Raw genomic sequence first — 13,110 nt, 5'->3', positions numbered from 1 at the left:
ATTACGGGTTATAAATTGCATTGTCCAAAATTTTATCATGACCACTTTATCAAAAGTAAAACCGTAACCGATCAAACAGCAAATATTTTCATTAAATATTTTTCGTCTTCTAAAATTTCATCCAGGGGTTTAAGCACCCCAAATTGCGTTTTCATGCGCAACAACTCTTTTTGATAGTTGAGCTCGCTCCGCTTCCATCCAATGCCTGCCCTGGTGCAAAACGATAAAAATTCTCTGTTCAAAAGTTTTTGGATGTCGGCCTCAAGTTCGGTTATAGACTTTATCAAGTCATCGGTATCTCGGGTATTCACGTCATCCGAAATTTGGGAATACCGGATTTTCATTTCCCTTAAATAGCCTTCATGCGATTTCAGAGCCATTTGAAAATAAAAACTTTGTTCTTCGGGATGATCCATTTTGTATTGCAATACAATTATTTTTCTCAACAGCCCCAATACCCCCGGAGCAGGTTGACCTATTAAAAGTGGAAGGACGCGCTCAACTGAAATTTTGCCCATACGTATAGATTTAAATGAATAAATCAATTCAAGGCATCAAGAAAAATGATTCGGGGACATGCACTTTATTTTGACATTCCGTGTCCACATCAATTTGCCACCGCGGTCTCCCGACTCGGTTGGCATCCATTTAAGGATTCTGGATGCGATTAGTTACCATAAAGATAACATCTTTCTGACTAATATCTAATAACTAATAATCCCAATTCATGCAATGGAATCCAGGTTCTTCGCTTAAAGGCTGAATTCTAAGGCTGAAGGTCTAAGGCTGAAGGCCTAAGGCTGAAGGCGTAAGGCTGAAGGCGTAAGGTATGATCATTATGCCTTAACCATTATGCATATAGTATATTTTCAATTCTAATGCAGCGATTGGGATAATTAATAATTAATAACTGGCTTATATTTTGCAATGCAACGAAATCCATAAACTGCTTCAGACTTAAACTTATTTATGATCTTTTTCTGGTTTTCGAATTAATATCTTGCCCTCTTTCTGGTATAAAATTTTTATTTACTAATTTAATTGAAGATAGCAATAAACTATCTGGTAAGGAGTATTCTACTACTAATTGATGACCAGAATCGAGCGTATCCAACGCCTCCCAGTAAGGATGTGAACAAGATCGTGCCGAAGGATTATTTTTCCAATATGTAACAGCCCAACTTCGCCATTTACAATACGCTTGCATCTGATTCTCGGTTAAATTCAAAATGGGCCATACCCTTTTATAGTCCTTAGTCTCTAAATATCTAGTTCCTTTATAATAAATATTAGAATCGGGGAAACATTTATTTATATCTATCTCTTTGAAATTAAATGCTTTAATACTATAGAGAAACTCTGAATAATCCTCAATACTTACAAGCGTTTTATCAATAAAAAGTGAGTCATTTAAGGAAAAAGTACCAGGAGGTGGAGGCATACCTCCCGGTATCATTGTATTATAAATAAAAATCAATACTTGTATCACAACCGTGTTCATTCGAAAAAATCTAGATGACCATCAATAATACTCTGGGGTGGTGGTGCTGACCAATCGCATTTACATTGTTTGCCTTGGTTAACGCACCAATTTGTAGCCTCACATCGTTTACATTTTCCGCTGCATTTTGTACTTCACTTAAATCTGACATATGGTTAAAGTGCTATTCCAGATTACTCCGCAATAGATTACCGTGATGAATGAGCTTTGCAGAAGAATTATAAAATACAAAACGAGTATACTTCATGGTTGACCTAAGGACAATTTCATTATCGTTTATTCATGAACCCATATCTTCTCCACTGCAGTCAACGATCCATTCCCAATCACAATAAAGTAAATCCCAGGGCTTAAACCGGAGCTCAAATGCTCTGTAATTTTATTTTCCGCATTGACGATATCGCCTTCCTCCATAAGCTGTCCTTGCATGTTAAAAACAGCGTAACTGAAATTCGATCCCTTGGGAAGTTCTACGGAAAATATGAGCTGTTTGTTCAGGTAATTGACCTTGATGTTTTTAAGGGGATGTTCTTTATTTTCGAGATTGTAAAACGGTTTGTAATATTCTCCTTCGTGTTGCGGAAACTCAATATAAAAATTGATGGTCATAAATCCGTAAACCTCACAATCTCCTTCGTTGGTTGTCCATTTGAATGTGTAGCTCCCAAAACGCGATACCTTGACTCTTGTTTTTGGATCTGTGGGATCTGTAAAATAAGCATTGCCGGGTCCGCCTTCATAGGTCCAGAGCCCCTTTTTTCCTTGGGCATTCATTTTAGCACCCAATACTCCACCCCATTGCTGATCCGGGCCCGCTACATTTTTTTGGGATTTTCCAAATTCAACATCCAGGCAGGCTTGTATATTGCTGAAGCAGGAATCAGAATAGGTTGCACAAATACGGCCATGGGTGGCCGTGCTGTTTTTATCCCATTGCACGCAAACATTTTTGGAGGTATCCGGCATGGGTGTAATGATGGTTCCTTCATTTACACTCCATGTAAATGCATAGGGATTTTTGACCAAATCCAAGACTGAATAACATTCTATGTCTGCTTTACACACTTGTGCTTTGCCAATGAGTGAGCCGGTTGTAGGATTCGTCAAATAAGTATCTTCATCGATGTCTTCATCAAATGTACGAGTACAGGAACCAAATTCTGTACCCAATTGGTATTGTGTCAACACATGCAATTGATAATTTCCTTTTTTCAAAATTTTCAATTCACTCCCGTTGCCGATAAATTCAAGGCCATTATTTATTTTTTCAAACCAGGCATAACTAAAATTCATCTGAATATCTACTCCGCAGGTGTCTGTATAATTCACCACATCTGCAGTCATGTAGACATTGCCATTTTTGCATTTCAAATGAAAGGTATTTTCCAGTTCAATGAAAGCGACATTGAGTATATAACTGCTGTCGCATGCATAATCTTCGGTTGACTTAGGAATAATTATTTTTTTATTATGGGTGCACTGGCGATAATATAATTTTTGGATGGGATCCAAATAAGGTTCACTTTTAGAACAGGAAACATAGTTGATGATGCCTGATTCAGGTTTCGGTAATATTATAAACTCAACGATACTGTCGTATACATGGCAGAGATCATAGAATACCTGTTGGTATATCCCACTGGTGTTTATTTTTTGTTGGTGCCATCTATATCCCGCCGATTCATTACATAAAATACGGGGCGGGCCATAGACTTGATCCCGGGTTACGCGAATCGTCGTGCAGGTCTCATCGGATTCTCCGCAATGAAATCCGGGAATTCCTACATAGCCTTTAACACACAATTCAAAATCCCCTTCCAATGGAAAATCAAGTCTGACTTCCCGGTCGTGATCGTTTAATGGGCTTCCCTTAAATGTCCATTCATAATAACCTTCACAAGGTTCGTCCCGGGGTTCTACGGTAAATTTAAATGCACAGGCTCCTTGTGGTACATCAACGATATTATCCGGATCGTTATTTATATTTTTCAATACCAATGGAACCGGAGCTTGACCACCCGTAACATTTATAGTATAATCGCAAATTGAACCATAGTATCCAGGAGATGTCAATCCAATAAATCTTACAAGGGACTGCTCCGGTAACAGTAAAACTCGTTTGATATGTGGGTGGTCTTAATTTGTGACAGGATACCGTAGTACCGCCACAGCATTCGGTACTTATTCCGAAATCTATACCCAACTTGTCTGCATAGCCTATATTGATACAATTTGCATAGTTGATTATTATTGTGAATGGGCTTCCATTGGTAACAAATGCATAATGCACCTGATTACCAGAGGAATTTGAACAATGCTCATTGCATCGATCCCCCGAATATTGATATGGATATACAAAAGAGCAAGTAGAATTGTCAAGGTTATTGGCCCCACAGGTAAGTGGCACTTCAAAGCAAAGAGTTGACATGTTGGGACAATTCTGGCTACGGCATGGGGTAATATACAGCGCTGTTACGATCAAGATCAAATAATAAAAGCACAATGACTTTTGTTGCATAACCAAAATTATAGAATCGATTCCATATATAATGAGTCCACTCAGGACCATTTCGCTGCTTGATGTCAGTAATGAACTACTCCAGACTAAGGCCCGTATCAAAAAAGAATTAACCCGGCCTTTTTCAATTTAACTTATTAATGATCAGTGCTGCTCATCTTGTCAGCAAAATTCCCGGTACTCCCATGAGTTTTGGTGACTTTGTGTCAAGAATCAGGAAAAACCTTAATAACTAATAACTAATTACTAATAATAACCAATTACTAACAACTATCAACTAACAACTAACTTCTAACAACCAACAACTGCCAACTGCTAACTGCCAACTGCTAACTGCCAACTGCTAACTGCCAACTGCTAACTGCCAACTGCTAACTGCCAACTGCTAACTGCTAACTGCCAACTGCCAACTGCTAACTGCCAACTGCTAACTGCAAACTGCCAACTGCTAACTGCCAACTGCAAACTGCCAACTGCCAACTGCCAACTATTCCCCATACGTTCTCGGCACTTCCGGATCCGTAATGATGACATAGTCTCCCAAATGTTTAAACTGACTCCAATCCACATTCGGAAAAGAATCGTCGGGACCGGTGGAGATGACGAGGGATTTCAATTTCGGATTGTATTTGTTGAGTTGCGTGACCACTGCAAATCTTTCATCGCTGTGGAAACGCCCATTGACATGCATCACTTTTTTGCTCTTGTTTTTCTTAAGGTATTGGGATATGGAGTAGGCCATGGTCGCATCCCACAGCGACTGCCCCATAATCAAACTAAATCCACCCATATTCATCGCGGGCGGTACAATTTTCTGACTTGAATCTTTCTTTGTAGAATCGGGAGCGGGAGCCGGGCCGTGTGAAGTCAGGTTCATCAATTTTTCGTAATATTTTCCGGAAGCGGTATCATAGGGCAAAGGAGCGAAATACTTTTTTGATTCCTTGGGCAAATCCATTAATGCTTTTTGGCCTTTTCTTCCTGCAAGGTTAGTATAACGACCCGGCGCGTTGGCACAAACCACATCGAGTTTATGGGCTTTGGCAAATTCGACCATGGGTTTGTAATCCTTGTAGTTTTTCCAGGCGCGCGCATCTTTTGTAAAATTTTTTCGCGAATACTTCCGCTCAGATATTCGTTCATCACCAGCTGCACATCCCTTTCAAACATTTCCAGTGAAAGTGCCAGATTGTTTTTGTATTCCTGGAAAAGCAGTTCCAGTATCCTGTGCTCCAGATGATGCGCCACGGAATCATTGTGTTCCTCCCCAAACAATAGCACATCGTAATTCTTCATATCTGCAGCGAGTTCCTGTAAACTCACTTCCCTTCCGGTTCTGGCCTGATATACTTTATAATGTTGTTCTGAAAGCTGCCCGAAAACCTGGATACCAAACAATAATATAGCTCCAATCAAAAAAACCTTGTTCAATTTCATCATTATTTAGACATTTCGACTTTTAGACTTTTTGACTTTTCGACTTTTAGGCTATTATGTATTCTCTACTTACTTGCATTTACTCTTTAAATCTTTTCCCCTTTTCCCCTTCTGCCTTAAGCCTTCTGCCTTAAGCCTTTTGCCTTAAGCCTTCTGCCTTAAGCCTTTTGCCTTAGGCCTTAAGCGTTCTGCCTTAAGCCTTAAGCCTTAGGCCTTAAGCCTTTTTGAGTCCTCCCCACCATCAACGACGCTATTATACTCGTTGCCAATATCCCCAACACCACCATCAGCGCAATTTCGATGGGCAGTTTATAAACATCCGCCAGCACCATTTTCAATCCGATAAAGATAAGTATAGCCGCCAGACCCATGTGCAGATACCTGAACAGGCCCATCATGCCAGCCAGCGAAAAATACAGCGAGCGCAGCCCGAGGATGGCAAAGACGTTGGAAGTAAACACGATAAACGAGTCGGTGGTGATGGCCAGAATAGCCGGAATGGAATCGACCGCAAAAATGAGATCGGTCATCTCCACAAAGACCAGGACGATAAACAGGGGTGTGGCCATGAGGATGCCCTGCCTTTTGATGAAGAATTTATCCTTGTAGAAACCTTTGGTGACCGGAAATAGTTTTTTGATCCATTGGATGACCACATTCCGTTCGGGATGCACTTCCTGATCGCTTTGGAACAGCATGCGGATGCCCGTAAAAATGATAAAGCCGCCGAATACATAGATGATCCAGTGGAATTTGGTGATCAGGGCGATGCCGGCAAAAATAAAAATAACCCGCATGACCAGTGCCCCCAAAATACCCCAGAACAGCACCCGGTGCTGGTATTCGACAGGTACGTGAAAGTACTTGAATATCAGGATGAAGAGAAACAGGTTATCGACGCTGAGCGACAGTTCGATGATGTATCCGGTGAGAAACTCAAAGGATTTTTCCGGGCCCTTCCAGAAGTACACAATGGTATTAAACAACATGGCCAGGATCAGCCAGACAAAGGTCCACAGCAGCGATTCCTTAAAGCTCACCGCATGGGCCTTCCAGGTGAAAAATACCCAGGTCTATGGCCAGCATGACCAGGATAAACAGGGAAAAATAGACCCAGAATTGGAGGGGGGTGTTCATGTTGCTTTAAGAAAAGTCCGGGGCAAAGATATTGTGGAATAGTTATTTACACCATTGTCTAAAAAATAATGCATCCTAACTAAAAGCATAGGAAAATACAGATGCTTCACAAACCATCAAAAATGATTTGGCAAAATAGTTGACTATTTAATTCATTTCTCCAAAATCCGACTTAATTTTAAGAGTCATGCTTAATCGGATTGTGTTTACCCTTTCGAGAAATTTAGCAATTTGTATATTCGTATTGGGGTATCTCTCAAATAGCTGCTCTCAAATCCAATCTTCAATTTGGTATTTTGGGAGGCAAGCCGGACTTGATTTTAGCACAGAACCTCCTACTCCCTTATACAATCCTAACCTTGCCAATCATGAAAGCAATGCAACACTTACCGACAGTTCTGGCAACCTCTTGTTTTATGTAACCGCAAATAGAATTTATAATAAAAACCATGTTATCATGGACAATGGTGATGGTCTTGTTTGCAATGGTGGTTCCAGCGCTCAAGGGCCCATGATTGTTCAAGATCCATCGGATGCAATGCGGTACTATGTATTTATGACAGCAGATGAAACCTCTGATCAATATCGAGGAAACCTGCGATACACAATTGTAGATCTTTGTGAAAATGGAGGCTTAGGAAAGGTCGTTCCTGGTTTAAAAAACATCCTGATTCCAGGTAAGTTTTCAGAACGTCTGACTTCCGTTTCACTAAATCAGGGAAAAGCATTTTGGATTTTAACTTCAAAATTATTTGAAAACACCATCATCTGTTTTTATCTGGACGAACTTGGTATTCATACGAGTAATCCTGTAATCAGTTATTTTGGGCAAGAGTTCTCACCACAAGTTGGTCAAATGAAAGTCAACAATAAGAAAACTCAAATTCTCTATTCGGCCGGATTGAATGCTTCAGGCAATGGAGTATGGCTCATGGATTTTGACACACTGAGCGGGAAACTTTCTAATAGATTCATTATCAATGAGGGCACACATGATTACGGCATAGAATTTTCGCCAAGTGACAGACTCGTTTATTATACAAGTTTTTATGTAGTATCGGGAGTTTATCAATTTGATCTGAGCTCGCGGGTAAAAAGAACTTTGTTTCAATATCCTGCGCATTATTATGTTGCCTCCATTAATAGAGATCCTCATGGGAGGCTCATCGTTTCAAGTGGGATTAAAAGTTTGGTAAGTGCTATTCTGAATCCTGATGTTCCGGGACTACAATGCAACTATACTGAATCCTATGTTCAACTGCTACCTAACACATATGGACATTTTGGATTACAAAATACAGTGCTATTTATTAGAGGTCATACTAATCCTATTGACGAAAATTTTTTAGGAAAAGACACCTTCCTATGTAATCCTGCAGGAATAACGTTATATGCACCTAATTCACAAACCCTATGGAGTACAGGACATATTGGTTCAAGTTTGACTGTTTTTCAACCCGGTACCTATTGGGCTAAACTCGAATATCAATGTGAAACCATTCTTGATAGCATTCACATAGAATTATTTAAGAAGCCTGAACTTATTTTAGAAAATTCAATTAAAATTTGTGAAGGTAATAATGACACCATCCATGCTTCACAAAATTCAACCTGGAGCGATGGACATTTTGGAAAGCAGTTGATAGTAAATTCATCCGGAATTTTTTGGGCAAAAATATCAACTCCCTGTGGGGAATTATTTGACACCGTTGTAGTCGAGCTTGTGAGCCGCGTTGAACCACCACAGGTGTTGCGAGACACCAGCTTCTGCGAGAATGTGCCATTTCGGTTTAGTATAAATATTCCTCAGGTAAAATGGAATACAGGTGAACTGGAAACAATTGTTTTGGATTCGCCCGGGGTTTATACTTACCATTTCGACAACGGTTGTCAGCAATTCTCAGATGAGATGCAAATTAATATTGAATACAAACCAAACCCATTACCAGAAATGATCACTGAATGTGAGGGACAAATAGTTACATTATTATCGGGTGATCCAAAAAGTGTCTGGAGTACAGGCGAAACCGGAAGTGAAATTATGATCAGGAAAAATGGGATCTATAGTTATACTTTGATCAATGCGTGCGGCATTTTTAGTCACAGTACCGAAGTTGAATTTTTGAAAGATTTTACCAAGGGTTCATTCCCCAACGTCTTCTCTCCCAACGGCGACCAGATCAACGATGAGTTTCCCGGCAGGGAATTCAATCCTGATTTTTATATCAAGATTTTCAATCGCTGGGGAGAGTTGTTGTTTGAAGGAAAAAATCAGTCCTGGGACGGATTTTTTAAATCGCGGCCCATGCCGCCGGCAACCTATGTGTTTGTGGCAGAATGGGAAGCCTGCGGACAAAAAAGGAAAGTGAAAGGGTCGGTGACCCTGGTCAAATAAGAGTGGATCCCGAAATTGCTGTAGAGTCAAAAAAATAATCTAATAAATTTAAGATTTTATTCGCATGTTGATCAGTTACTAAACTGATATTTATCATCGGGAATTCACCCGGATTTTCTGAACTTTTGACAAACCCCCTTGTTATGAATGTTGAATGCAATCCGGCCGGAAAACCTGTTTTTTAAAATTTTCTATCGAAGAAAAAGGAAGTGCATTCATTTCAAAATCATCATTAATAAATTAAGTTTATCAATTTCTAAACAATGGAAAACCATACCACATCAGGACCCTCCTATCAGGTCAACACAGAAAGCAAATGCCCCTTTCACGGCGGGGCCCTGCATCAAAGTGCAGGCAGCGGCCCGAGAAACCAAAACTGGTGGCCCCATCAATTAAAACTCAACATCCTGCGACAGCATTCGGAATTATCCAATCCGATGGATGCCGGTTTTAACTATGCAAGGGAATTCAATTCGCTCGATCTTCAGGAAATCAAAAAGACATATTCGATCTCATGACCCAATCGCAGGACTGGTGGCCCGCCGACTACGGTCATTACGGTCCGTTTTTCATCCGCATGGCCTGGCACAGCGCCGGAACTTATCGGATTTCCGATGGCCGCGGAGGTGGTGGCAGCGGTACGCAGCGATTTGCCCCGCTCAACAGCTGGCCCGACAACGCCAACCTCGATAAAGCCAGGCTGTTGCTTTGGCCCGTCAAAAAGAAATACGGAAAAAAAATATCCTGGGCCGACCTGATGATCCTCGCCGGAAACTGCGCACTCGAATCGATGGGCTTTAAAACCTTTGGTTTCGGAGGCGGCCGCGAAGATGTGTGGGAACCCGAAGAAGACGTGTACTGGGGCTCTGAAAGCAAATGGCTGGACGACAAACGCTATTCAGGCGACCGCGAACTCGAAAATCCATTAGCAGCTGTACAAATGGGACTGATCTACGTCAACCCGGAAGGACCCAATGGCAATCCCGATCCGCTGCTCGCCGCCCGCGACATCCGCGAAACCTTCGGTCGCATGGCCATGAACGACGAAGAAACCGTGGCTCTGATCGCAGGTGGCCATACCTTCGGCAAGACACACGGTGCAGCCGATCCTTCCAAATACGTGGGGCCGGAACCCGCTGCAGCCAGCATCGAAGAACAAGGTCTCGGCTGGAAAAACAGCTATGGCTCGGGAAGCGGCGCCGATACCATCACCAGCGGACTGGAAGGCGCATGGACCACTACCCCTACCAAATGGAGCAACAACTTTTTCTGGAATCTCTTCGGCTACGAGTGGGAACTCAGCAAAAGTCCGGCCGGCGCGCATCAATGGAAACCCAAACACAACATGGGCGAAGGAACGGTGCCCGATGCACACGATCCCGATAAAAGACACACGCCCATCATGCTGACCACAGACCTGGCTTTGCGATTTGATCCCGCCTACGAGAAAATCTCCAGGAGGTTTTTTGAAAATCCCGACCAGTTCGCAGATGCCTTTGCACGTGCCTGGTACAAACTCACCCATCGCGATATGGGTCCGGTGAGCAGATACCTCGGTCCGGAAGTACCCCAGGAAGTTTTGATCTGGCAGGATCCCATTCCTCCGGTAAATTATAAATTGATCGATGCACAGGACATCCAATCGCTCAAAACGACCATTCTCAACTCAGGACTGAGCGTAGCTCAGTTGGTGAAAACCGCCTGGGCATCGGCATCGACCTTCAGAGGGTCCGACAAAAGAGGCGGAGCCAATGGTGCGCGTTTGCGACTGGCGCCACAAAAAGATTGGGAAGTCAATCAGCCGCAACAACTCGCCGAAGTATTGAATGCCCTGGAAAAAATCCGCAGCGATTTCAATCAGTCGCGCAACGATGGCAAACAGTTGTCGATGGCCGACCTCATCGTGCTTGCAGGATGTGCCGGTATTGAAAAAGCTGCAGCAAATGCAGGTCAATCGGTAACGGTGCCCTTTACTCCCGGAAGAAATGATGCCAGCCAGGAACAGACCGATGTAGAATCGTTTGCAGTGCTCGAACCCGCTGCCGACGGATTTAGAAATTATTTCAAACCCAAACACCAGGTAAGCGCAGAAGAAATGCTGATCGACAAATCGCAGCTGATGAATCTGACGGCTCCGGAAATGACGGCATTGATCGGCGGCATGCGCGTTTTAAACACAAACTTTGATGGTTCCAAACACGGCGTATTTACCAGCAGACCGGAAGCGCTTACGAATGACTATTTTGTAAATCTTCTCGATCTGAACACCAGCTGGAAAGCGATGTCCGACAAACAGGATCTTTTCGAAGGACGCGATCGCAAATCTGCGGATCTCAAATGGACTGCAACACGTGTGGATCTCATCTTTGGTTCCAATTCAGAACTTCGGGCGCTGGCTGAGGTCTATGCTTGTGAAGATGCACAGGAGAAATTTATAAATGATTTTGTGGGAGCCTGGACGAAAGTGATGGATCTGGATCGGTATGATTTGAAGAGAGCTTAAAGCTATAAGCGAAAAGCTTAAAGTTTTTTTAATTGGATATGGACATTTGTTTTTAAGGGTGCTAACAATCGTTTGTATCTATAAGTCTGATGTGTTATGTTTTATATTTAAATCATATCATCAGCAATACAAAGTTTTCGTTAGATGTCAGACCATTTCAATCTTGCAGCGTATACTGATCTTCATATGACGTTATCCAATTGAAGTACCTATCATCGGCATCTTAAATGATCAGATTGGGGCCCTTGCAAAACTAACGTTTGCAAGTTCGCAAAGCCTTTCGCTTTAAGCTTTTCGCTTATAGCTTTAAGCTACATTTCCTTTATTGAAAATCAAAAAGAACCGGAAACATAAAAGCAACAATCGCTGCCCAGATTACATACACCGGAAGGAAAGCACCAATGCTATTTTTCACAGCTTCCGGATCCGGATTTTGCATCAGGCTGCGGATGAGTTGGTACGCCACCAAAACCAGGTTGGTTAATATCAGAATATTGCTACCGAGAACAGCGGTGCGGTTGGGTGTCCAACCCCATTCGGAAATCCGGAACAGGATGGCAGATAATGCAAAACCATTCAGGACAATGCTTGCACAGCCGAGCGCAAACAACAGCATGATCCAGTAAAGATGGCCTGAAGTATTGCGATCTACCGACAATGAAAAAAAGATGAGCGCCATCACGCCCAAAAGCAATACGTTGAATAAAATCAGGAACTCCCGGTCGCCGTACGGATTTTTACCTGTAAACACCATGGTGAGCAGATATACGACAACCAGCAACAAGGCCAGTGGAGTGAATACCTTCGCCACGATCGGCGAGATCCATTTGACGAGTTGAGGATTGGTATAGACGAGAAAAGTGGCCAGGATGGGAATTGCAGGCAATCCAAAGGGAGCCATAAATTTTGTAAAGACAAATTCGAGCTTGATGCCGATCAGTTCAAACAAACCAAAACTCACCGCCGTAAATAAACCTGCAGCAGCCAAAAGGATAGCAGACACGACAAGAAGATCGCCATTGAACTTTAAGAAATCCAGTTTTTTAGAATGATCTCGCCACGTACCTCCGCAATAAGCGTATGCTACACCCGACCACAACACCAGGGGCAGGTGCATACAGGCCAATGTCAACGTATCGCTGAGGCCATTCACCGGAAGCAGATTGATGTAGATGGCTGCGATCGCATGCATCAGGAACAACACCAGGGTTTGCATCCGCGATAAATTTTGTTTCCAGACAAAAAAGGCCGTCAGAAAAGGTAATACGGTAAACGAAAAGTTTCTCTGGTAAAACGTATCTTCGATCAGACCCATGAAATGCGGGATTTTTGCAATGAAGCCCGCTACCAAACAGACAACGATTAAAAACAGGAGATCGGATTTTTGACCCCATGTAATTTCATCCCTGTTCTCGCGAAGACGCTCCTTCCAGAATTCCGCCAGCGGCAAATGTCGGAAGTCCGGATAAACGGCGAAGAATGCCGACCGGAAAGCAGATTTGTTTTTTCTGTATAAGGTCTCCAGTTGAGAAGGATCAGACATTGCATCGCGCATGCTTTTACCCAACGCATCGATGGCTGTGTTCTTGTTTTCAATATGCTTGTTACTCATTTTATTT

General features: G+C 42.5%; 8 protein-coding genes, 2 pseudogenes and 1 riboswitch. Of the genes and pseudogenes, 2 read left to right on the top strand and 8 right to left on the bottom strand.

Annotated elements, in window-relative coordinates:
* Positions 1-71: 71 nt before the first annotated feature.
* The 7 genes and pseudogenes from IPM34_06630 to IPM34_06600 all read right to left on the bottom strand — a co-directional run bounded on the left by IPM34_06630 (position 72) and on the right by IPM34_06600 (position 6,593).
* Positions 72-518, bottom strand: a complete 447-nt coding sequence (locus tag IPM34_06630; GenBank protein ID MBK8955214.1) for a hypothetical protein — start codon at positions 516-518, stop codon at positions 72-74.
* A 56-nt stretch (positions 519-574) separates the two neighbouring features.
* A riboswitch (SAM riboswitch) is annotated at positions 575-670 on the bottom strand.
* 297 nt (positions 671-967) lie between these two features.
* On the bottom strand, positions 968-1,501 hold the full coding sequence (locus tag IPM34_06625; protein MBK8955213.1) for a hypothetical protein: 534 nt from the start codon (positions 1,499-1,501) through the stop codon (positions 968-970).
* 276 nt (positions 1,502-1,777) lie between these two features.
* Positions 1,778-3,574: a T9SS type A sorting domain-containing protein gene (locus tag IPM34_06620; protein MBK8955212.1), complete on the bottom strand. Its 1,797-nt coding sequence runs from the start codon at positions 3,572-3,574 to the stop codon at positions 1,778-1,780.
* A complete protein-coding gene (locus IPM34_06615) occupies positions 3,477-3,929 on the bottom strand; it encodes a hypothetical protein (protein MBK8955211.1) in 453 nt (150 codons plus the stop codon). Before IPM34_06615 ends, IPM34_06620 begins: the two co-directional genes overlap by 98 nt.
* Positions 3,930-4,506: 577 nt before the next feature.
* On the bottom strand, positions 4,507-5,076 hold the full coding sequence (locus IPM34_06610) for a ChaN family lipoprotein (protein MBK8955210.1): 570 nt from the start codon (positions 5,074-5,076) through the stop codon (positions 4,507-4,509).
* Complete coding sequence (locus IPM34_06605) at positions 4,977-5,450, bottom strand: ChaN family lipoprotein (GenBank protein ID MBK8955209.1); 474 nt, start codon at positions 5,448-5,450, stop codon at positions 4,977-4,979. Before IPM34_06605 ends, IPM34_06610 begins: the two co-directional genes overlap by 100 nt.
* Positions 5,451-5,656: 206 nt before the next feature.
* A pseudogene (locus IPM34_06600) lies at positions 5,657-6,593 on the bottom strand (TerC family protein).
* A 187-nt stretch (positions 6,594-6,780) separates the two neighbouring features.
* On the opposite strand from IPM34_06600, the gene IPM34_06595 reads away from it, so the two are divergent.
* The gene (locus IPM34_06595; protein ID MBK8955208.1) at positions 6,781-8,988 is read left to right on the top strand and encodes a gliding motility-associated C-terminal domain-containing protein; all 2,208 of its coding nucleotides are present in this window, start codon (positions 6,781-6,783) and stop codon (positions 8,986-8,988) included.
* Between the two features lie 263 nt (positions 8,989-9,251).
* Positions 9,252-11,491: pseudogene (katG, locus tag IPM34_06590) on the top strand (catalase/peroxidase HPI).
* Between the two features lie 322 nt (positions 11,492-11,813).
* On the opposite strand, the gene IPM34_06585 reads toward katG, so the two are convergent.
* Positions 11,814-13,103, bottom strand: a complete 1,290-nt coding sequence (locus IPM34_06585) for a hypothetical protein (protein MBK8955207.1) — start codon at positions 13,101-13,103, stop codon at positions 11,814-11,816.
* Positions 13,104-13,110: the final 7 nt, after the last annotated feature.

Source organism: Saprospiraceae bacterium, assembly GCA_016716185.1.
GTDB lineage: Bacteria > Bacteroidota > Bacteroidia > Chitinophagales > Saprospiraceae > Vicinibacter.
This window is presented reverse-complemented; position numbering and strand designations above follow the sequence as displayed.

Excerpts from the sequence above, each read along its gene's own strand:
- IPM34_06610 (MBK8955210.1), bottom strand. The coding sequence starts at position 5,076 with ATGGTCGAATTTGCCAAAGCCCATAAACTCGATGTGGTTTGTGCCAAC.
- IPM34_06585 (MBK8955207.1), bottom strand. The coding sequence starts at position 13,103 with ATGAGTAACAAGCATATTGAAAACAAGAACACAGCCATCGATGCGTTG.
- IPM34_06615 (MBK8955211.1), bottom strand. The coding sequence starts at position 3,929 with ATGTCAACTCTTTGCTTTGAAGTGCCACTTACCTGTGGGGCCAATAAC.
- IPM34_06595 (MBK8955208.1), top strand. The coding sequence starts at position 6,781 with ATGCTTAATCGGATTGTGTTTACCCTTTCGAGAAATTTAGCAATTTGT.
- IPM34_06625 (MBK8955213.1), bottom strand. The coding sequence starts at position 1,501 with ATGAACACGGTTGTGATACAAGTATTGATTTTTATTTATAATACAATG.
- IPM34_06630 (MBK8955214.1), bottom strand. The coding sequence starts at position 518 with ATGGGCAAAATTTCAGTTGAGCGCGTCCTTCCACTTTTAATAGGTCAA.